Source organism: Virgisporangium ochraceum (assembly GCF_016863655.1).
GTDB classification, from domain to species: Bacteria; Actinomycetota; Actinomycetes; order Mycobacteriales; family Micromonosporaceae; genus Virgisporangium; species Virgisporangium ochraceum.
Genome location: NZ_BOPH01000128.1, coordinates 37,719 through 58,422, shown reverse-complemented (window position 1 = coordinate 58,422; position 20,704 = coordinate 37,719). Strand labels below are relative to the sequence as shown.

The 20,704-nt window shown below is 73.9% G+C and carries 20 protein-coding genes; 9 read left to right on the top strand and 11 right to left on the bottom strand.

What is annotated here, in order from left to right; genetic code table 11:
• Positions 1–35 precede the first annotated feature (35 nt).
• On the bottom strand, positions 36–2,492 hold the full coding sequence (locus Voc01_RS44655; RefSeq protein WP_203933833.1) for a LuxR C-terminal-related transcriptional regulator: 2,457 nt from the start codon (positions 2,490–2,492) through the stop codon (positions 36–38).
• 83 nt (positions 2,493–2,575) lie between these two features.
• Here Voc01_RS44655 and Voc01_RS44650 point away from each other — a divergent pair, with 83 nt between their 5' ends.
• Positions 2,576–3,766: an NAD(P)/FAD-dependent oxidoreductase gene (locus Voc01_RS44650; RefSeq protein WP_203933832.1), complete on the top strand. Its 1,191-nt coding sequence runs from the start codon at positions 2,576–2,578 to the stop codon at positions 3,764–3,766.
• Positions 3,767–3,769: 3 nt separating this feature from the next.
• Here the strand turns inward: Voc01_RS44650 and Voc01_RS44645 are convergent, their stop codons facing one another.
• From Voc01_RS44645 to Voc01_RS44635, 3 genes are all read right to left on the bottom strand, one after another.
• Positions 3,770–4,195 (bottom strand): hypothetical protein, encoded by a 426-nt coding sequence (locus Voc01_RS44645; RefSeq protein ID WP_203933831.1) that lies wholly within the window; start codon positions 4,193–4,195, stop codon positions 3,770–3,772.
• Positions 4,196–4,427: 232 nt separating this feature from the next.
• Positions 4,428–4,760, bottom strand: a complete 333-nt coding sequence (locus tag Voc01_RS44640; RefSeq protein WP_203933830.1) for a hypothetical protein — start codon at positions 4,758–4,760, stop codon at positions 4,428–4,430.
• Between the two features lie 30 nt (positions 4,761–4,790).
• Positions 4,791–5,102, bottom strand: coding sequence for a PadR family transcriptional regulator (locus tag Voc01_RS44635; protein WP_203933829.1), 312 nt, complete (start codon positions 5,100–5,102; stop codon positions 4,791–4,793).
• Positions 5,103–5,151: 49 nt separating this feature from the next.
• On the opposite strand from Voc01_RS44635, the gene Voc01_RS44630 reads away from it, so the two are divergent.
• Positions 5,152–6,039 carry a cobalamin-binding protein gene (locus Voc01_RS44630; protein WP_203933828.1) on the top strand — a complete coding sequence of 296 codons (888 nt, stop codon included), beginning with the start codon at positions 5,152–5,154 and terminating at the stop codon, positions 6,037–6,039.
• Here Voc01_RS44630 and Voc01_RS44625 read toward each other — a convergent pair.
• Positions 6,029–6,376, bottom strand: coding sequence for a hypothetical protein (locus Voc01_RS44625; RefSeq protein WP_203933827.1), 348 nt, complete (start codon positions 6,374–6,376; stop codon positions 6,029–6,031). The two genes, Voc01_RS44630 and Voc01_RS44625, sit on opposite strands and share 11 nt — an antisense overlap.
• A gap of 56 nt (positions 6,377–6,432) precedes the next feature.
• On the opposite strand from Voc01_RS44625, the gene Voc01_RS44620 reads away from it, so the two are divergent.
• Together Voc01_RS44620 and Voc01_RS44615 are read left to right on the top strand one after the other, a co-directional pair.
• The gene (locus Voc01_RS44620) at positions 6,433–6,807 is read left to right on the top strand and encodes a Cif family virulence factor (RefSeq protein WP_203933826.1); all 375 of its coding nucleotides are present in this window, start codon (positions 6,433–6,435) and stop codon (positions 6,805–6,807) included.
• 4 nt (positions 6,808–6,811) lie between these two features.
• Positions 6,812–7,489: a GNAT family N-acetyltransferase gene (locus Voc01_RS44615; RefSeq protein WP_203933825.1), complete on the top strand. Its 678-nt coding sequence runs from the start codon at positions 6,812–6,814 to the stop codon at positions 7,487–7,489.
• On the opposite strand, the gene Voc01_RS44610 is transcribed toward Voc01_RS44615, so the two are convergent.
• The 4 genes from Voc01_RS44610 to Voc01_RS44595 are packed head-to-tail and all read right to left on the bottom strand — an operon-like array spanning position 7,444 to position 11,460.
• Positions 7,444–8,199 carry an ABC transporter ATP-binding protein gene (locus Voc01_RS44610; RefSeq protein WP_203933824.1) on the bottom strand — a complete coding sequence of 252 codons (756 nt, stop codon included), beginning with the start codon at positions 8,197–8,199 and terminating at the stop codon, positions 7,444–7,446. The genes Voc01_RS44615 and Voc01_RS44610 overlap by 46 nt on opposite strands.
• A complete protein-coding gene (locus Voc01_RS44605) occupies positions 8,199–9,212 on the bottom strand; it encodes an ABC transporter substrate-binding protein (RefSeq protein ID WP_203933823.1) in 1,014 nt (337 codons plus the stop codon). Before Voc01_RS44605 ends, Voc01_RS44610 begins: the two co-directional genes overlap by 1 nt.
• An 11-nt stretch (positions 9,213–9,223) precedes the next feature.
• On the bottom strand, positions 9,224–10,048 hold the full coding sequence (locus tag Voc01_RS44600; protein WP_203933822.1) for an ABC transporter permease: 825 nt from the start codon (positions 10,046–10,048) through the stop codon (positions 9,224–9,226).
• Positions 10,045–11,460: an NtaA/DmoA family FMN-dependent monooxygenase gene (locus tag Voc01_RS44595; protein ID WP_203933821.1), complete on the bottom strand. Its 1,416-nt coding sequence runs from the start codon at positions 11,458–11,460 to the stop codon at positions 10,045–10,047. Before Voc01_RS44595 ends, Voc01_RS44600 begins: the two co-directional genes overlap by 4 nt.
• Before the next feature lie 161 nt (positions 11,461–11,621).
• Between Voc01_RS44595 and Voc01_RS44590 the strand changes: the two genes are divergently transcribed.
• The 4 genes from Voc01_RS44590 (at position 11,622) to Voc01_RS44575 (ending at position 17,197) form a co-directional block, all read left to right on the top strand.
• On the top strand, positions 11,622–13,517 hold the full coding sequence (locus Voc01_RS44590; protein WP_203933820.1) for an ABC transporter ATP-binding protein: 1,896 nt from the start codon (positions 11,622–11,624) through the stop codon (positions 13,515–13,517).
• Positions 13,514–15,295, top strand: a complete 1,782-nt coding sequence (locus Voc01_RS44585; protein WP_203933819.1) for an ABC transporter ATP-binding protein — start codon at positions 13,514–13,516, stop codon at positions 15,293–15,295. Before Voc01_RS44590 ends, Voc01_RS44585 begins: the two co-directional genes overlap by 4 nt.
• Positions 15,296–15,502: 207 nt before the next feature.
• A complete protein-coding gene (locus tag Voc01_RS44580) occupies positions 15,503–16,546 on the top strand; it encodes a substrate-binding domain-containing protein (protein ID WP_203933818.1) in 1,044 nt (347 codons plus the stop codon).
• Positions 16,547–16,696: 150 nt separating this feature from the next.
• Entirely contained in the window at positions 16,697–17,197 is a 501-nt protein-coding gene (locus Voc01_RS44575; protein ID WP_203933817.1) for a hypothetical protein, read from the top strand.
• Here Voc01_RS44575 and Voc01_RS44570 read toward each other — a convergent pair whose 3' ends face one another.
• Positions 17,198–19,612, bottom strand: a complete 2,415-nt coding sequence (locus Voc01_RS44570; protein WP_239160933.1) for a phosphoenolpyruvate synthase — start codon at positions 19,610–19,612, stop codon at positions 17,198–17,200.
• Positions 19,613–19,646: 34 nt separating this feature from the next.
• On the opposite strand from Voc01_RS44570, the gene Voc01_RS44565 reads away from it, so the two are divergent.
• Positions 19,647–20,102, top strand: a complete 456-nt coding sequence (locus Voc01_RS44565; RefSeq protein WP_203933815.1) for a type II toxin-antitoxin system PemK/MazF family toxin — start codon at positions 19,647–19,649, stop codon at positions 20,100–20,102.
• On the opposite strand, the gene Voc01_RS44560 is transcribed toward Voc01_RS44565, so the two are convergent.
• Positions 20,099–20,617, bottom strand: coding sequence for a pyridoxamine 5'-phosphate oxidase family protein (locus tag Voc01_RS44560; RefSeq protein WP_203933814.1), 519 nt, complete (start codon positions 20,615–20,617; stop codon positions 20,099–20,101). The two genes, Voc01_RS44565 and Voc01_RS44560, sit on opposite strands and share 4 nt — an antisense overlap.
• Positions 20,618–20,704 lie beyond the last annotated feature (87 nt).

Sequence of the window (20,704 nt, the reverse complement as noted above, 5' to 3'; positions counted from 1 at the left end):
TTCCGATGCACAAGTGTCCAAGATCGCGGGGATCGTCAGGGCGTCCACGGGAGGTCGTGGCGGCCGTCTATGCCTAGTTTGCGGTAGGCGCGGTACAGGTGGCTCTGCACGGTGCGCACCGACAGGTTCAGCCGCTCGGCGATGTCGCGGTCGCGGTGGCCGCGGGTCGCCAGGTCGACCACCTCCCGCTCGCGGCCGGTCAGCGGGTCGGCGACGGCCGGCGGGACCACCCGGACCGGCCCGCACCGGGCGAGCAGCCGCTCGGCCGCGGCCGTCGACGCGAGGGCCGGCGCGACGTGCCCACCGGCCCGGTGCAGATGACCGGCGCGCAGGTACGTCTCGGCAGCCCACAGGTCGCAGCCCAGGGCGGCGAGGCCCTCGGCGGCGGAGTCGGGTGGGGAGGCGCCCGCGTTCGCGGCCATCGCGCGCAGCAACGGGCTCTGCGACCGGTCGGCCAGCCGCTCCAGCGCCGCCGCCACCCCGGTGCCGCCCAGCCGGTGGGCGTCGTGCAGCGACCAGCCGGCCATCAGGAACGAGCCGACCCCCTCCAGAGCACCGGCATGCTCCAGCGCCAGGTCGCGGGCGCGGCTCGTCTCACCGCCGGCCGCGACCGCCCGGACCGCCCCGGCGGTCCTCGGCGCGACGAACCCGGCGGGCAGCACGGCGCGCAGCCGCTCGACCGTCGCCGTCGCGGACCCGGCGTCGCCGAGGAGGGCGTACGCCTCGGCGAGCGCGTCGAGGCTCCACAGGTGCGGGCTCGCCGGCAGGCCGCCGATCGGCAGCAGCGCGACCGCCTCCCGCAGCCACCGCACAGCCGTCGTCGCGTGACCGGCGAGCACCGCCACCTGGCCCAGCTCGTGCGCCCAGTACGCCCGCAGCGCCACCGCCGACGCCTCGGCCAGCCCGGCGGTGCCCACCTCCCGGGCCCGCTCGAGCTGCCCGTCGAACGCGTACGCCTGCAGCAGGGCCATGCGCACCAGCGCGGTCCGCGTGCCCAGCGCGTCACCGAAGACACCACCCGACGAGCGCAACGCGCGCAACGACAGCTCCCCGAACCCGATCGCGTCGCGGGTTCTCCCGGCGCAGGCGAGCGCGCGCACCCGCGACACGGCGAGCCGCCCGAGCACGGCCGGGTCGTCGGGCGCGACGGCGAGCACGTCGTCGCCGTGGCCGAGGCTCAAGGCGATGTGACCGGTGGAGAACGCCTGCGCGGCCTGCTGCAACGCGAGCCTCACCCGCAGCCCCGGCTCGCCGGCCGATGCCCGGGCCGCTGCCAGCGCCGACCGCGCCGAGTCCACCCGGCCCAGCACGAGGTCGAGGTTCGACACGGCCGCCGCGGCCCGCGGGTCACCGGAGGCGGTGAGGTCGGCCGCCAGCGCGAGCGCCTCGTCGGCGCGTCCCTCGTACGGCAGCTCGGCGAGCAGCGCGATCTTCGCGTCGAAGCCGCCGCCGGCGTCGACCGCGGCCCGGGCGAGCCGCGCGGCGAGGTCGTGGTCGAGGCCGTCGGACGCCTCGCGCGCCGCGCGGAGCAACGCGTCGGGACCGACGGGCAGGCCGGCGTCGAGCCGCCAGCCGACGACGCGCAGGTGGGGCAGCGGCAGCCCGGCGAGCCGGCGGTAGTGGTCGCGGGCCCGCATCGGCGGCACGGTCGCCCGCAGCGACTCCGCGTACAGCGGGTGCACCAGGCGGACCTCCCGCGACCGCGACTCGAGCAGCCGCTCGTCGTCGAGGCCGGCCAGCTCGGCCGGGTCGAGCAGCCGGTCGAGTACCGCGGCCGGCACCGGCTCGGCCAGCGCGACGAGCTCGGCGGTCGCGCGGACGTGCGGCGGCAGCCGGTCGAGCCGGGCCGCGATCGCGGCCGGCAGGGTGTCGGCGGCGACGATCGGGCCGCTGCTGCGCCAGACTCCCTGCTCGTGGTGCAGGGTGGCGGCGTCGACGATCTCGCGCAGGAGCAGGGGGTTGCCGCCGCTCAGCTCGGCGAGGCGGGCCACCAGGGCGGTCTCGACCGGCCCGTCGAGCGCCCGTTCCAGCACCTCGCCGACCTCGGCCGGGGTGAGCGGCCCGAGCGTCAGCCGGTCGAGGTCGCGCAGCCAGGGCAGCGGTCCGGTGGTCCGCGCGGTCAGCACCACGGGCACGGACGTGTTGGCCACCAGGTGGGCGACGAGCGCCGCCGACGCCGCGTCGAGGCGGTGCGCGTCGTCGACGGCGACCGCGCCGCGCCGCGCGACCAGTGCCGCCGCGGCCAGGCTCAGCTGCGCGGGCAGCGCGGCGCCGTCCGCCGCTCGCGGCAGGAGCGGGGCGAACGGCCCCAACGGGACCCCCGGAGCACCCGTCGCCCAGTACACGTCTCCGACGCGCTCCCGGGCGGCGGCGAGCAGCCGCGTCTTCCCGGTGCCCGCGCCGCCGCACACGACCAGCCCACCGGGACGGCCGAGCGCCCCGGCGACGTGGTCGAGCTGTGCCGATCGCCCCACCAGCGGCCAGCGGTTCACGGAGGTGCACGCTACGCGCCCCGCGCGGATTGCAGTATCGGACTACTGACGACGCGCTCCCGCTCCGCCCGGACGCTGGTTCCATGGGGACCGACGTGGTGGTGGTGGGAGCGAGCGTCGCCGGGTGCACTGCGGCGCTGCTGTACGGGCGGGCCGGCCTGACGGTGACGGTGCTGGAGAAGGCGCGCGACGCGTCGGCGTTCAAGGGGCTGTGCGGGCACTTCGTGCTCGGCGGCACCGAGGCGATGCTGCGCCGCACCGGTCTGTGGGACCTGATGGTCGGTGCGGGCGCGGTGGCCGGCGGGATCGAACGCTGGACCGGCACCGGCTGGGCGACGCCGCCCCCGGACGCGCCGGAGGCGATCAGCCTGCGCCGGGAACGGCTCGACCCGCTGCTGCGCGCGGTCGCCGCGGACACGCCCGGAGTGGAGATCGTGTACGGCGCGGCGGTCGACGGGCTGCTGACCGGCGGCGGCCGGGTCACCGGCGTGCGGACCCGCGACGGGCGCGAGTTCCGCGGCCGGCTGGTGGTGGGCGCCGACGGGTACCGGTCGACCGTCGCCGGGCTCGCCGGCGCGGCCGTGGACACCGCACCCAACAACCGCTTCGGGATGTGGGCCTACTACAAGGGGCTGCCCGGCGCGTCCACCCGGATCTGGATGCTGGAGCCCGACGTCGCGATCACCATCCGCACGGACGACGACCTGACGATGCTCGTCGCGTTCCCCCACAAGGACCGGCTGCCGCAGTTCCGCGCCGACCGCGCGACGGCGCTGGAGTCGTTCGTCGCCGCGCTGCCCGACGCGCCCGACCTGTCCGGTGGGGAACGCGTGTCGCCGGTGATCGGGATGACCGACTACCCCTGCGTGCGCCGCGACCCGACCCCGGCACCGGGACTGGTGCTGGTCGGTGACGCGGCCCTGGCCGGCGACCCGCAACCGGCGGTCGGCTGCGGCTGGGCGTTCCGGGCCGCGGAGTGGCTGGCCGCGGAGACCGTCCCGGTGCTGCGCGGCGATCGCCGCGAATCGCGGGCGCTGGCGGCCTACCGCCGCCGGCTGCGGTTCATCGTGGCCCACGACCGGCTGGCGCGGAAGGCGGCCCTGGCCGGCCCGCCCGACGCGGTGCAGCGGTTCCTGTTCCGGGCCGCGGGTGGCGACCCGGCGGTCGCCCGGCGGCTGTACCTGTTGAGCATGCGGGCCGTCCCGGTCGGCGACGTGGTCAACCCGTGGTTCCTCGGGCGGGCGGCCCTGGCCGTCCGCCGGGCGCCGGCCTGAGTCCTACTGCGCCCGGGCGGCGGCCGTGCGGACCGCGGCGGCCACGTCGACGGACGGGTCCAGCAGCCCGGCGGCGACGGCGGCACCCAGCTCGGGCGCCAGCCGGAACAGCGTGCGCAGCTCGTCGACGATCACCGCCACGCCGGCATCCTCGCCCCGGGCGGCCTCCGCCTCGATCCGCGCGAGGGACGCCCGCAGCCGTCCGGTGTCCGACGCGGCCGGGTCCAGGGCGTCGACGTGCCGCCGGGCCGCGGCGAACACCTGTTCCCCGCCGCCGGCGGGGCGACGCCCGGACGCGACCGGGCCGTCGGGCGGGCGCCGCTCGGACGGGACGACGCCGCCGTACCGGCGCCGGTTCGCGTTCTGCGGCACGCCCCCACGGTCGGCGTACGCGCCGCCGCCGGTGTTGAACCGTCGGGACTCGGGCATGGTGTGAACGGTAGGAGCGACGCCGGCCGCCTCGGGGCGGAATGCCGGTCGATTCCCCCGTCTGGAGCGCGACCTGGCACACGCGAACGCGCGCGAAACACGCCCTTCACGCGGTGCGGCCCAGCCGGCCTCCGTCATGCGTACGGTCGGTGGGAGGTTATCAACATCAATAACGCCAGATGATGTTGATAACCTCCCACCGACCGCCGCGTCTCACGGTGCGGCTCACGAGTCAGCCGCTGATCAGGAGGACCACGCCGCCGAGCAGGGCGAGTGCCGACAGGCCCGCCAGCAGGGCGGCATGGGTGCGGGAGCCGCCGACGAGACGCAGGGCCAGGGCGAGGGGACCGATGGGCAGCATGGCGTGGGTTCCTTCCGACGGGGTGGTGGCGGCGATCCGGAGTGCGGCGGCGCCGGCGCCCAGCGCGACGCGCAGGGCGGAGAGGTCGAGGTCGGCGGCGCCGTGGACGTCGGCGCGCCACTGCTCCAGGTAGCGGGCGCGCCGGTCGGCTCCGGGCAGGAGGGCGGCGGCGACTCGGACCACCGCCAACGCGAGCCGGGTCACTGGGCGGTCCGGGTCACTGGGCGGTCCGGGTCATTGGGCGGTCCGGGGACGTAAGGGCGCCTGGGCCCGGGCACCGGCGCGGGCGACGACCCGGCGGGCCTCGGCGGCGCCATCGGCGGTCAGCCGGTACATGCGGCGGCGGGGGCCGCGGCGGGTGGCGTCGTCGTCCCAGTGCGAGGTGACCCAGCCGGCGTGCTCGAGGCGGTCGAGCAGGGGGTAGACGCTCCCGGACGGCCGCCCGGTCACCTTGATGATCTCCAGGCCCCACCGGGGCTGGTCGCTGTCGAGCAGCACCCCCAGCACGTCGACGGTCGCCCGTCCGATCCGGCCCAACGGCTCCATGCGGCTTACCCTACCTATGTAGTTTAAGCGCGTCCAGCAGAATGGGCGTATGCGTCTGGTGTCGTTGCTGCCGTCGGCCACCGAGATCGTCTACGCGCTCGGGCTGGGCGACGACCTGGTCGGCGTCACGTTCGAGTGCGACGAGCCGGCCCGCGCCCGCGTCGACAAGGCCGTGGTGGTCGGCGGCCGCGACACCCGCGGCTTGACGCCGGCGGCGATCGACGCCTACGTGCGCGAGCGTGTCGCCGCCGGCGACGACCTCTACACGCTGCACGCGGGCGCGTTGGCCGCCCTCGACCCCGACCTGATCCTCACGCAGGACCTCTGCCGCGTCTGCGCGCTGCCCGCCGGCGACGTCGACGCGGCGCTGGCCCACCTCGGCTGCCGCGCCGACGTCCTGTCGCTCGACCCGCACACGCTCGACGAGGTTCTCGCGACGATCACCGCGGTCGGCGAGCGGGCCGGCGTGCCGGACCGGGCGGCCGACGTCGTGGCCGGGCTGCGTCGCCGGCTCGCGGCGATCGCGTCGTCGGTGCGGGGACGCACACCGCCGCGCGTCGTGGTGGTGGAGTGGGTCGACCCGCCCTTCACGGCGGGGCACTGGGTGCCGGACCTGGTGCGCGCGGCGGGTGGGGAGCCGGTCGCGGCCCGTCCGGGTGGGCGCTCCGTGGTGACGACGTGGGGCGACCTCGCCGCCGCCGCGCCCGACGTGGTGCTGGTGGCCCCGTGCGGCTACGACCTGGCCGGTGCCGCGGAGCAGGCCCGTACGGTGCTGCCGCACTTCCCCGGTGCCCGGGTGTGGGCGATCGACGCGAACGGCCTCGTGGTGCGGCCCGGCCCCCGCCTGGTCGACGGGGTGGCGGCGATCGCCGCGATCCTGCACCCCGACGCCGTGCCGCCCGCGCCGGAGGGGGCGATGGTGCGGGTCACCGCGTGACCCGACCCACCCAGGCGTCGACCTCGCTGCGGCGGTAGCCCCGGAGGGTCAGGTCGAAGGCCGGCTCCGGGTACGGCGGTGCCCCCGTGCGCACGCCCTCGACCCAGGCGTCGACCTGGGCCCGGTCGTACCCCCGCAGGTCGATCGCGAAGCGGGGGACGGGCGACGGCACCGGCGGCGGCACCGACAGCGGCACCGACAGCGGCAGCGCGTGGTCGGACCGCGTGAGGGCGGCCGGCGTCACGGCACGCGCCGCCCCGGACACGGCGGCGAACACCTCGTCGTACGTGCGGTCGTCGGTGTCGTCGGGCAGGTCGATGACGATCTGTCGGGGCACCGGTCCATTGTGCGGGCGGGCAGCGTCGTGCGTGGACCCGCTAGGCTCCAGCTCCGATGACAGACCTGCTGGCACAGCTCAACCGCGACATCTGGAAGCCTTTCGCCGCCGCGTACGGCGCGCTCGACGCCGGGGCGTTGATGGACCTCGCCATGGTGGCCGACCGCGGCGACCGGATCGGCATCGAGTTCCGGTTCCACGAGCGGATCGCGGCCGGCGACCTCGCCAGCGAACGCGGCCTGTTCGGCCTGTCGGTCGTGCCCGCCGAGGGTGAGCCGCGCGAGCGCTACGGCCGGTTCCACACGGTCGCCCGGCGGGTCGACGGCCGGTGGCGGTTCGCGGTCGACTACGACACGGTCGGCGGCGCCGACGCCGCGGCGTTCGGGGCGGCCGCGGCCGTCGACGACCTGGCGCGGTTCGCGCCGGCGTAGGCACATGTTCGACCGCTACCTCGCTTCACTGGCCGGTTCGTGGGACGCGCTCGCCGCGCCGCACGCCGACGCGCTCGTGGTGCGCGGCGACGGCTTCCTGGCGTCCCGCATCGACCGTCATCCGGTGCTGAACAACGTCGCGCTCCTGCGTCCCGACGCCCTGGACGCGGCGCTGGCGGTCTTCGACGGCACCGACCGGTACGCGGTCTGGTCGGCCGACGACGCCACGGCGGCGGCGATCGAAGCCGCGGGACTCGTACGCGACACGACCACGGTGCCCATGGTGTGCGACCTCGCCGACCCACCCTCCACAGTGGACGGCGTGCGCGAAGGTGTCGACCCCGACGTGGTCGCCGACATCACCGGTGTCGACGTCGCCCTGCTGCGTGGCGTGCCGGGGCTGTGGACGTTCGCGAGCGCGGGCCTGGAGTCCTGCCTCGCGCTGTTCCCGGTCGACACCGACGTGAACGTGGGCTTCGTGGGCACGCGGGAGTCCGCCCGCCGGCGCGGGCTGGCCGGCCGGGTGCTGCGGTACGCGCTGCGCGCGGCGCACGACAGCGGCTTCCGCACGGCCAGCCTGCAGTCGACCCCGATGGCGGAGGGGCTGTACCGGCAGGCGGGGTTCGTTCCGGTCGGTCACTGGCGCGAATGGGTGCCCGCCGGCTCGCGCAGCGCCGCGTAGACCTCGCTCTCGTACGCCAGCAACGCCTTGTCGCCGCGGGCGCGCGGGCGCGGCGCGTCGATGCTGAACTCGCGGGCGACGCGTCCGGGACGGGCCGACAGCAGGACGACCCGGTCGGCGAGCAGGACCGCCTCCCCGACGTCGTGGGTGACGAACACGACGGTGGTGCGCCGGCGCGACCACAGCTCCAGCAGGTCCTGCTGGAGCCGGACGCGGGTGATGTGGTCGACGGCGCCGTACGGCTCGTCCATCAGCAGCACCGACGGGTCGCGGACGAGCGCCCGCGCGAGCCCCGCGCGTTGCCGCATGCCGCCGGAGAGCTGGTGCGGGTAGCGCTCGTCCTGCCCCGCCAGGCCGACGACCGCGAGCTGCGCGGCGACGCGCCGGCGGCGGTCGGCCGCCGGCACGCCGTCGAGCTCCAGCCCGATGCCGACGTTGCGGCCGACCGTGCGCCACGGGTACAGCGCCGGGTCCTGGAAGACGACACCGATCTCCGGACGCGGGCCGTCCACCGGCCGGTCGCGGTAGCGCACCTCGCCCGCGTCGGCCCGCTGGAGCCCGGCGAGGATCTCCAGCAGCGTGCTCTTGCCGCTGCCGCTCGGCCCCAGAACGACCAGGAACTCGCCGTCGTGCACGTCGAGGCTCACGTCGTCGAGCGCGACCGTGTCGCGGAACCGCCGGGTGAGCCCGCGCACCTGGAAGGCGGTCATCACACCTTCTTCGGGTCGGGGTAGACGAACGGGAGCGCGAACTCCCGGGGAATGAACCGCTGGTCGATGAGCTTCCCGGCGTCGTAGAGCTTCTTCTGGTGGCCGACCTCGATCTCGATGTCCTGGCTCGTGCGGACCGCGTCGAGGTCGATGGCCGCGTTGCCCTCCCAGATCACGTCCTCGAGCTCGATCGCCGTGCGGACCGCCTCCTTGTCTATTGTGGACAGTTTGGCTTGCAGCCACGGGATGTACTCGTCGTAGCTCTCCTTGGCGAGCCTGTAGGCGCGGTAGTACGCGCGCAGCCCCGCCGTCAGCAGCTCCGGGTCGTTCCTGATGACGCCGTCGCCGGCGATCAGCGTGCCGGTCTGGTACGTCGGCAGGTACTCCCAGCCGCGGGCGAGCGTGACCGTCCTGCGCTCCAGCTCACCGAGTGCGGCGAACGGCTGGTGGATGATCGTCGCGTCGACCTTGCCGGTCGTGATGGCGCCGTACGCGGTCTCCTGGGTGCCGGCGGCGACGAGCGTGACGTCCTTCTTCGGGTCGAGCCCGTGCGCCCGCAGGATCTTCAGCGCGTACGTCTCCATGCCCGAGCCCGCGGTGGCGATGCCGACGGTCCTCCCGCGCAGACCCTCCACTGTGGAGAGTCCCGTCCGGCCGATGAGCCAGAACGGCCCCTTGCTGCGGAACCCGGCGCCGACGAGCTTGATGGGCGCTCCGCCGTCGGCGGCGCGCAGCTGCGTGGTGGTCGGCCCGAACGCGAACGTGACGTCGCCCGTACCGGTGGAGACGATGAGGTCGGTGGACTGGACCCACTCGACCTTCAGACCCTCCTCCTTCCAGATGCCCTTCTCCTCGGCGTAGCGCAGCGGAAGCTGCGTGTAGCTCGTCGAGTCCGGCAGTTTGATGGTCTTCAGGCCGTCGGCGCCGGCCTCCGCCGGTCCGTCACCGCACGCGGCGGTCCAGCCCAGAACGGGGGCCGCGACCAGCGCGCTCAGGATGGCTCGTCTGTGCATGGTGGGTCTCCTCAGGCGTGTTTCCAACGCAGCAGTACCTTGCGTTCCAGCAGGTCGACCAGGCCGATGATGGTCACGGCGATCACCGTGACGTAGATGACCAGACAGAACAGGGTCGGTGTGTCGTAGAGGGCGGTGGCCCGGTTGAACAGGTAGCCGATGCCTCCCTTGGAGGCGACGATCTCGGCGAAGAGGGTGCCGACGAGGATCCCGCCGCCCTCCAGCCGCACGGCGGCGAAGATCGACGTGGACGCCGACGGCAGGACCACCTTCGTGACGATCTGGCGTTGGTTGGCGCCGTTGGCGCGCGCGACCCGCAGGTGCCGCTCGTCGACCTGTTTGATGCCGGCGATCGTGTTGAACAGCGGGACGAACACCGAGAACAGGAAGACGATCGCGACCTTGTGGTCGACGCCGATGCCGAGGTACAGCGTCATCAACGGGATGACGGTGACCTTCGGAACCGCGTACAGCGCGCTGACGAACGGGCTGGCGAACCGGTGCGCCGCCGACGACAGCCCGAACCAGACGCCCAGGCCCACGCCGACGGTGACGCCGAGCGCGGTGCCGACGACGCCGGCGAACAACGTCAGCCCGGTGTGGTACAGCAGGCGCTGCTCGGAGAACAGCGTCGGGAACCGCTCGACGATCTGCGTCGGCGACGCGAGGTAGATGCGCGGCACCACGCCGTTGTCGACCAGCAGCTGCACCGTCAGCAGGATCCCGGCGAGCACGAGCAGCTGGCCGGCGCGGATCACCCAGGTCCTGCGCCGCGGCGCCGTCGGCGGCGCGGACGCCCGCTCCGCGACCGGCGTCTTCTCCAGGAGGATGCTCATCGCGAGAGCGCGGGTTCGGGCGGTGCCGTGAGCCGCGGGTCGGTGGCGTCCTCGGTGGTGCCGAGGTTGCCTTCCAGCGTCCGCGCCTCGTACTCGGTGCGGAACAGCCCGCGCCGCTGCAGCTCCGGCACCACCAGGTCGACGAACGTGTCGGCCGGTCCGCGGTGGTAGGGCGGGAACAGCTGGACCCCGTCGAGCACACCCTCGTCGAGGTTGTTCTCCAGCCAGTCCGCCGCCGTGCGGGCGTCACCGACGAGCACGCCCTGCGCGTAGCGGTGGTTGAGCGTGAACCGGTACAGGTCCCCGAGCGTGACGTCCTCGCCGAGGGTGGCGAACACGACGTCGCGCAGCCATACGCGGTCGTCGGACGACAGCCGGCCGCGGGCGGCGGGCGCGTCGTCGCGTACCAGGTCCTTCAACGTGTCGGCCGCCAGCGTCGACAGGTCGAGGACGTCGCGGACGCGTTCGGTCTCGCGGACCCCGGTGAGGTCGACGCCGAACGCCCGCGCGTAGGCCGCCGGAATCTGGGTGGTGTGCTGGAACGCCTCGATCTCGTTGAACTTCGCGCGGGCCTCGCGGTTGGTGCCGGCGACGTAGAACGTCACGCCGGGGATGATCTTGAACCGCTCGGGGTCACGTCCGCGGGCGGCGACGAGGTCCTTGAGCCGCCGGTACTCCCGCTTTCCCTCGTCGATGCCGAGGTACGGCGAGAACCGCACGTGGGCGAGGTCGGCGCCGTAGTCCAGGGACTCCTGCGACTGTCCGACGTGGACGTTCGGGATCTGCCGCTGCACCGGCGGCGGGGCGTTCAACGGTCCGCGCACCTCGAAGAACCGGCCCTTGAAGTCGACGCGCCGCCACGCGTCTGGGCGTACCAGGACGCCGCCCTCCTTGTCGTCGAGCACGAAGTCGCGGTCCCAGCTGTTCAGAAGCTGGTTGAGCACCACGGTGAACTCGCGGGCCCGCTCGTACTTGGTGGCGTCGGTGGGGATGTTGGTTCCGGCGTAGTTCAGGTGCGGGCCGCCCTCACGGTCTATGCCCATGACCACGTTGAGCGCCGCGCGCCCGTTGCTGAAGTTGTCGAGCGTGGCCAGCTGCCGGGCGACCGTGAACGGGTGCTCGAACGACGAGTTCACCGACACGAGAAAGCCGACGTTGCGGGTGATCGCGGCGGCGTAGCCGGCGAACACCGCGCTGTCCCAGCGGTGGATGCGTTGCAGCCGGTCGGGTTCGCTGGCCAGCGAGCTGCCGGCGAAGATGTAGTCGAGTCTGCCGCGCTCGGCGATGCGGGCGATGTCGACGATGACGCTCGGGTCGTACAGGCCGCTGCTGGTGGCCTCGGGAAGCCGCCACGCCTGGATGTCCCAGCCGGTTCCGTAGGCGGCGAGCCCGATCCGGAGTTTCTTCCTCATAAGCTACAAAGCCTATGGGTCAGATAGGTAATAGCAAGGTGTTGGGACGTTGGTCACCAGGGGATGTTGCGATCGGCCCGTCGCGACGTACTGTGGATGGTCCTGATTGCCGGATGGCGTTCCCATATCGTGGATACCCCGGAGACAGCTCAGGAGAGTCTTTGCTGAGGCAGATCAAGGGCGGGCGGCCGGTCGCCTCCGACGAGGAGCTCCGATCGATCGGCGGCACCGGCCGGATCTTCCGGGTCGGGTTCGGCGGACTGCTGCGCGGCGGGCGCGACGAGTGGCGCACGTTCGTCCCGTCGGTGCTCGCGGCCCTGGTGCAGGGTGGCGCGATCGTCGCCGCCGCGTCCGGTCTCGGCTGGGTCACCTCGAACGTCATCACGCCCGCGTTCACCTCCGGGCACACGGGCGTCGGCGCCGCGGCCACGGCGGCCGCCGTCATCGTGGGCTTCTCCCTGCTGCGGGTCAGCGGCCTGGCGAGCCGCCGCGTGCTGTCGGGGATCACCCAGTTCCGGCTGCAGGCCCGGTACCGCCGCGAGCTGACCCGCCGCCACCAACGGCTGAGCCTCGCCTGGCACCGGCGCAACCCGCCCGGTCAGATGCTGTCGACCGTCGGCTCCGACGTCGAGGCCGTGTGGTCGCCGATGATGCCGTTCCCGTTCGCGATCGGCGTTCTCTTCATGCTCCTCGCCGGCGTGGCGGCCACCGTGGCCGCCGATCGCGTGCTGGCGCTCGTCGCGACGGTGCTGGTGCCGCTCATCGTCGCGGTCAACCTGGTCTACCAGCGGCGGGTGGCCCCGCGCCTGCGGCACGCCCAGCAGATGCGTGCGCACGTCGCCTCGATCGCGCACGAGAGCTTCGAGGGCGAACAGGTGGTCCGCACGCTCGGGCTCCGCGACGCGCAGACGCGGCTGTTCGCCGACGCCGCGACGCGGCTGCGCGACGCGAACGTGCGCGCCGGCCGGGTCACCGCCGCGTTCGACCCGGTCGTGGAACTGCTGCCCACCACGGGCGTGCTCGTCGTGCTGCTGGTCGGCGCGAACCGCGTCGCGGTGGGCGCGATGGACACCGGCGTGCTCATCCAGGTCACCTATCTGTTGACCACGATGGCCTTCCCGCTGCAGATCATCGGCCGGCTGCTGAGCGGCCTGCCGCTGTCGGTGGTCGGGCGCGAGCGCGTCGGCCGCACGCTCGCCAGCGACGAGGAACTGCCGTACGGCGCCGGCGTGCTGGCCGACGACGGCCGCGGTGACGGTGCCGGGCTGCACGCGCGGCTCGACGGCGTCGGCTTCGGCTACGACCCGGCGCATCCGGTCGTCGACGGGCTCGACCTCGACCTGCCGCCCGGCACCGTCACCGCGGTCGTCGGCGCCACCGGCGCCGGAAAGAGCACGCTGGTGAGCCTGCTCGGCCGCCTGTTCGACCCGGCGCACGGCACCGTCACCTACGACGGCCGTGACGCGCGCGACCTCGCGCCGGGGCAGGCCACCGGCGCTGTCGCACTGGTGGCGCAGCAGACGTTCCTGTTCGACGACACGGTGCGCACGAACGTCGCGCTCGACGGCCCGTCCTCCGACGACGAGATCTGGCGGGCGCTGCGGTCCGCCTCCGCCGACCGGTTCGTCGCCGCGTTGCCGCACGGCCTCGACACCGTGCTGGGCGAGCGCGGCGCGACGCTGTCGGGCGGGCAGAGGCAACGGATCGCGTTGGCACGGGCGGTGGTCCGCCGGCCGCGGCTGCTGATCCTCGACGACGCGACGTCGGCCCTGGACACCCGGGTCGAGCGCGACATCCTGGCCCGGCTGCGCGACGCGGTGCGGGAGACCACTGGAACCGCTGGACTGTCGCGGGGAGAGGCGACGCTGCTCGTGGTGGCCTACCGCAGGAGCAGCATCGTGCTCGCCGACCGGGTGGTGTTCGTCCACGATGGACGGATCACCGCGACCGGCACCCACCGCGAGCTGTTCGCCACCGTGCCGGCCTACCGCGACCTGGTGGGTGCCTACGACGACGCCGTCGAGGTCGACGAGCTGGCCCGGGTGGTGGGGACATGAGCGGGGACGGGTCGCTCGCGACGATCCGGCGCGGCCTGCGCGCCACGCCCGAGATCTTCACGGGACTGTGGCTGACGCTGCTGCTCGCGGTGTTCGCGGCCGGTGGGCGCATCGTGGTGCCGATGGCCACCCGTTACACCGTCGACCACGGGCTCACCGACACCGGTGCCGTGCTCGGTGCGGTGTCCGTGGCGGCGCTCGTGGTCGTCGTCGCGGGGGTGTGCTCGTGGGCGATGAACACGCGCCTGGTGCGGGCCAGCGAGACCGCGCTGGCGGCGCTGCGCGTCCGTGCCTTCGACCACATCCACCGGCTGTCGTCGCTGACCCGGCACCGGGAACGCCGCGGCTCGCTGGTGGCCCGGGTCAGCTCCGACGTCGACATCATCACCCAGTTCACCCAGGCCGGCGGCGTCACGCTGCTCATCAGCCTGCTGCAGATGGGCATCGCGACGGTCGTCATGGTCTGGTACTCGTGGGTGCTCGCGTTCGTGGTGCTCGGCTGCTTCGTGCCGGCGGCGCTGCTGATGCGGGCCGCGCAGCGGCGGGTGGCCGCCCGCTACCGGCAGCTGCGCCGCGACGTGGGGGAGCTGTACGGCGTGCTGGGCGAGGCCGCGTCCGGCGCGGTCACCGTCCGCTCGTACGGGGCGGGGGAGCTGAGCCAGCGGCGGCTCGACGACGCGGTCGACACGGTGCGCCGGTCACAGACCGCGGCCCTGCCGCCGTTGGCCGTCGGCTTCTCGTTGGGGGAGCTGGTCGCGGGTGTCTCGACCGCCGCGGTCGTGGTGTGCGGGCTGGTGATGTCGACGTCCGGCTACCGCGACGGCGCGTGGGTGGGCTGGTTCGGCACGATCAGCCTCGGCGAGCTGCTGGCGTTCGTCCTTCTCATCACGTTCTTCTCCCGCCCGATCCAGCAGTCGGTCGAGATCCTCAACGAGGCCCAGAACGCGGTCGCCGGTTGGCGGCGGGTCCTCGAGATCCTCGACACGCCCGCCGACGACGGGGAGCCGGAGGAGCCGGAGCCGCTGCCGCCCGGTCCCCTCGCGGTGGAAGCGCGCGACGTGGAGTACACCTATCCGACCGGGCCGCGGGTGCTGCACGGGGTGTCGGTCGACATCCCGGCCGGCGCGCACGTGGCCGTGGTCGGCGCGACCGGCTCGGGCAAGAGCACGTTCGCGAAGCTGCTGACCCGCCAGCTCGTGCCGGAGCGCGGCGGGATCCTCCTGAACGGCGTCGCGCTCGGCCGGGTGGCGCCGGAGTCGCTGTACGGGCGGGTCGCGATCGTGCCGCAGGACTGCTTCCTGTTCGATACCACGATCGAGGAGAACCTGCGCCTGGCCCGGCCCGACAGCACCGACGACGACCTCCTCGACGCGCTCGCCGACCTCGACCTGACCGGGTGGCTCGCGTCGCTGCCCGACGGGCTGCGGACCCGCGTCGGGCTGCGGGGCGAGGAGCTGTCGGCGGGGGAGCGGCAGCTGGTCGCGCTCGTGCGCACCTACCTCGTGCGTCCCGACCTGCTGATCCTCGACGAGGCCACCAGCGCCGTCGACCCGGCCACCGACGTGCGCCTGCAGCGGGCGCTGCGCCGGGTGACCGGCGACCGCACCACGATCACGATCGCGCACCGGATGGCGACCGCGGAGACCGCCGACCGGGTGCTCGTGTTCCACAGTGGACGGATCGTCGAGCAGGGGCACCATCGCGACCTGGTGGCGCTCGACGGCGTCTACGCGGGTCTGCACCGGGCCTGGACCGCGCTGAAGGCCGACCCGGTCTGAGCCCCGGCCCGCTGCCGGCTGGGGGCGGGCGGACGGAGCCGGGACCTGCCCTCGTCCGCACCGGCAGCGGTGGTCTCGCCGGAACAGCCACGAGTATCGATTGAATACGATCGAGTCCGCAAGCGTTGCGGGCACCGGCTCCATGGAGCCATCGCGTGGAGCCACGGACGTATCGACGTGGAGCGACGGCGTTGTTACCGTGGCGCCGTGTCTGACGGGCGACGGGTGCGCGGGGAGATCGAGAAGCTGCCCAGCGGGTCGCTGCGGGTGCGGGTCTACGCGGGCATCGACCCGGTGACCCGCCGGCGGCGGTACCTGACGCGCACCGTGCCCGCCGGCCCCACCGCGGTCCGCGACGCCGAGCACCTGCGCTCCCAGTTGCTCGCCGACGCGGCCGTCCGCCCGGCGCGGCCCGCCGGGGCGGCGTGCCTCGAGGTGGTGTTCTTCGGGATGCAGAGCAACCTCGCGATCCCGGTGCTGCACGGCGTCGAGGCGGTGGCCGCCCCGCACGACCTCACCGTCGGCTTCGTCGACGTGCTGCACCGGTCGGGCCGGTCGTGGGCGCACGACCTGCTGGCCCGCCGGCCGACCGGGGTCGTCACCGTGTGCCTGAGCCCGCCCACCCTCGAGCACGAGGTCCTGGCGGCCGGCGGCGTCCCGCTCGTCACGCTCGACCCGACCGGCGAGCCGGACCATCCGGTCCCCTCGGTGGGCGCCGCCGACGCTGCCGGCGCGACCGCCGCCGCCCGGCACCTGCTGGGCCTGGGCCACCGGCGCATCGGCGTCATCACCGGCCCGCCCGACCGGCTGTGCGCCCGCGCCCGCCTCGACGGCGCCCGTGCCGCGATGGACGCCGCCGGCGTGCCGCTGGACCCCGCCCTGGTGCGGACCGGCCTGTGGTTCGCCTTCGAGGACGGCCTGAACCACGCCCGCGAACTGCTGCGCCTGCCCGACCCGCCGACCGCACTCCTGTGCGGAAACGACCTGCAGGCACTCGGCGCGTGCGAGGCGGCCCGGCGGGCGGGACTGCGGATCCCGCAGGACCTCAGCGTCGTCGGGTTCGACGACATCCCGCCGGCGAGCTGGTGCGGACCGGCGTTGACGACGGTGCGCCAGCCGTTCACCGAGATGGGCGCGGCGGCGGCCGGGATGGTGGTGTCGATGGCGGCGGGCCGTCCACCGGAGCGGACCCGCGTGGAGCTGCCGACGACCCTGATCGTCCGCGACAGCACGGCGCCACCGTCCCCTTAGGATGCCCCCGGGAACGTGTGCTCCCTGGCTCCGGACGGTGCGGAAACGGGTCACCGCGATCGGCCCGGTGCCGCGATAATCATCGACGTCATCGGGACGGTCGGAGGGAAAGCCATGAGCGGGGAGACAACGGGAACCGCGGAGTCCGAAGTGGACGATCGCGCACCGGAGAGTGCGGAAGCGGACGAACCCGCCCAGCCCGAGGCGGTCGGGAAGGACCCGGCCGGGGAGGGCACGGGTTCGCGGCGGCCGGTGGCGGTGCTCGCCATGGTGTCCGTGACGCTGCTGGTCGCCGCGGTGGTGTTCGGGGTGCTGTTCGCCCGGGAGCGGTCGCAGCGGCAGCGGGCCGAACGCGACCTCGCGGCGCAGACGGCGCTTGCCGCGCAGCGCGCGACCGACCTCGATGCCGTGCGGGCGCAGCGGGCCGAGATCGAGCGGAAGCTGGCCACGGCCGAGGCGCAGCTGCTGAGCCCGGAGGCCAAGGCCGCGATCAACGCCTGCGTGAAGTCCTACGCCGTGTTGGAGAAGACCATCGAGGACGCCGGGCGCACCGGCTACGGGTCCGGTTCCTCCGTGACGGTGCTCCCGGCCGGTGCGGCTCCCGGAAAGCTCTGCACCGCCGCCGAACCGTACCTGGCGAAGCTCGCCTGATCAGGCCGGGACGGGCAGCACCTCGACGTAGCCGTCGGTGCCGTCGACGCGGATGCGCTGCCCGTCCCGGATCAGCGTCGTCGCCCGTTCGACGCCGACGACGGCGGGCAGGCCGTACTCGCGGGCGATCACGGCCCCGTGGGTCATCAGGCCGCCGACCTCGGTCACCAGGCCGGCGATGCTGACGAACGCGGGCGTCCAGCTCGGGTCGGTGAACGCGGTGACGAGGATGTCGCCGGGCTCGAGGTCCGCGTCGGCGAGGTCGGCGATCACGCGGGCGCGGCCTTCGACGGTGCCGGCGGAGACGGCCAGGCCGACCAGGGCGCCCGGCGGGAGGCCCTCGCGGCGGTAGCTGCCGGTGACGACCTCGCCGTCGGAGGTGAAGACCCTCGGCGGGGTGAGCGCCCCGTACGACGCGTGTGCCTCCCTGCGTTCGCGGACGAGCCGCCCGTCGACGCGGCCGGTGCGCACGACGTCGTAGAGCTCGTCGAACGTCAGGTAGAAGATGTCCTCGCCGTGCTCGCGCAGCAGTGCCCGCTTGTAGACGGAGTACAGGCTCACCATGTGGTACTTGGGGTACTCCCGGTACCCGGCGAACGCGCGTACCCGGTCGATCATCTCCTTGGTCTCACGGGCTTTCCGCTCGCCGTCGGGTTGGGAACGCAGGCGCGCCAGCAGGTCCCGTTCCGCCTCACGCGCGTCCCGTAGGCCCTGTGCGAAAAGGCGCGCGCGGGCACCCGGCTCGAAGCCCCGTACGTTGCTCAGGATCAGCGGCACGAGCGCGGTCGGCCGTTCGCTCCACCGCGGCCGGGTGATGTCGATCTCGCCGACGCAGCGCATGCCGTAGCGGTCGAGGAAGGACCGGATGGCGTCGCGGGTCTCCGGTCCGCCGTCCACCGACGGCAGGTCGTCGAGGGAGTCGGCGTTCTCCAGGAACGCCACCACGTCCGGGTGGCGGCGCACCACGTCGGCGACGTCGAGAAGCGCCAGGCCCATCTCCGAGGTGACGTTGTGGGGGACCGACTGCGTGAGGCGGTCGGCCGCGTTCCGCTCGCCCAGCCACTCGTGGAGGTGGTCGTTCAGCCACCACGTGGCCTCCATGCCGGCCATGACCACGCGCATGCTCCGCGGGTCGAACATGACCCGCCGGAGGTCCTGGAGGTCGGCCCGGATGAAGTCCAGCAGCGCCGCACCGGACAGCCCGGCGATCTCGCGCTCCACGGCGGCGATCGCCGCCTCGGACCGGGCGATCAGGTCGGTGACGATCGCGGGGTCGGTCGCGATCGGTTCCTGCGCGCCGCCTCCGGGCGGTGCCCAGGGCTCGTCGGGCACCGACGGCAGGAACCCCGGGCGGTCGGCGATGGTGCGCAGCGCGTCTCCGATCAGCGGGTCGGAGCGTCCCAGGGCGCCGATGAGACCGGCGCGACCGGTGGGCGTGGCCAGCACCCGGGTGACGTCGACGAACAGCCGCCCGCCGGCCTCGGCCATCGGCCGGGGCGTGGTCAGCTGCCAGAACGACAGCCCGAGCGGCTTCAACGGGTCGGTCATCATCTGCTGGTGGCCGACGGAGACGTAGACGTGGTTCCCGCCGTCGTCGTTCGCGGGAACCGGGAACACCGTGGTGATCGGCCGGCTCTGTACGATCCACACCCGGCCGTCGTCGTCGAGGCACCACTCGATGTCCTGTGGGTGGCCGAAGTGCGCCTCGATCCGCCGGCCGAGCCCGTCGAGCCGCAGCACCTCGTCGGCGGTGAGCAGCGGACGCTCCACTGTGGACACCACCGCGCCGTCGCGCACGGTGTGGGCCTCGGCGTTCACCCGTCCCGACACGAGCGCCTCGCCGAGACCCGGCGCGGCCTCGACGGTGGTCACCCCGCGGTGGGACGTGACCGGGTCGGCGGTGAACAGCACCCCCGACGCCCTCGCGTGGACCATCCGCTGCACGACCACGGCCATGTCGACGACGCGGTCGTCGATCCCGTTGCGCCGGCGGTAGGCGACGGCCCGCTCGGTGAACAGCGACGCCCAGCACCGGCGCATGTGCCCGAGAACCGCTTCCGCACCGACGACGTCGAGGAACGTGTCGTGCTGGCCGGCGAAGGACGCGGACGGCAGGTCCTCGGCGGTCGCGCTCGACCGGACGGCGTACGCGACCCCCTCCTCGACCCGGGCGGCGACCGCCGCCGCGAGGTCGTCGGGGATCGGGACCGCCTCGACGGCCCGCCGGAGATCCGTGGTCAGCCCGTCGATCGCCGGGGTGACGATCGCATGGAAGGCCCCGGTCGTCACGCAGAAGCCCGGCGGGACCGCGACGCCCTCGATCCGGGTGAGCTCGCCGAGGTGCGCGCCCTTGCCGCCGGCGAGCGCGACCTGCGTGCGGTCGAGTCCGGTGAGGTCCACGAGGTAGCTGGTCACGCGCCCATTCTCCGCTGCGACTAGAGTCCGGATCATGGCGGGACTGCTGAGGCGTCTGATCGGTCGGGGTGGGCCACCCGGTGCGGCGCGGCCCGCGGGCCGGCGTCAGGTGCGCGCGCTGCAACGCGGGCCGCTGTCGTACTCGCCGGACGCGAACGGGCGGGCCGACCCCGGCGAGATCGTCTGGACGTGGGTCCCGTACGAGGACGACCCGAGCCAGGGCAAGGACCGTCCGGTGCTCATCGTCGGCCGTTCCGGGGCGACCGTGTTCGGGCTGATGCTGTCGAGCCAGTCCGACCGCGACGGCCAGCCGCACTGGCTCGCGCTCGGCGCCGGCTCCTGGGACCGCGACAACCGTCCCAGCTGGCTGCGGCTCGACCGCGTCCTGAAGATGCCCGACGACAGCATCCGCCGCGAGGGGGCGGTGCTGGACAAGCGCCGCTTCGACACCGTCAGCGGCGCCCTCCGCGCCGGCTACGGGTGGAGCTAGAGGTCGACGACCTTGTTCTCGCCGATCGGCGGGTTGCGGTGCAGGGCCACCGACGCGGCGTACTGGATGAGCGTCACGACCTTGCCGTGCGGGGCGTCCCAGTACTCGGCCGAGTCGGCGTGCACGCGGATCAGCGTCAGGCCGGGGGTGTCGAGGCCCTCGGGGAACCACGCCTTCAGCGGCGCGCTCCACAGCTCCTCGGCCTTCGCGCGGTCGTGGACGACCTCGGCCGTACCCGAGACCGACACCCAGGCGTTGTTCTTGGTGCCGAAGGCGACGTTCACCTGCGGGTGGGTGCGGATCTCGTCGATCTTGGGACTGTCGTCGTAGGAGAAGAACCACAGGTCGCCGTCGAATTCGACCTCCTGCAGGCCCATCGGGCGGCTCACGTGCCGGCCGTCGGCGGTCATCGTCGTGAACATGCAGATCCGTCCGCCGCGGATCAGCTCGGTGACCTTCGCCCGCGCCTCCGGGTCGGCGGTGTGCTCGGCGGTGTGGTTCAGCTCGGCGCTCATCACCTGCGCCTGCCCGCACCGGCGCGAACGAAACCTCGGGCCGGTGACACGCCGGCCGGTCCGGGGTTCCCGGGTCGGGGCGATCGG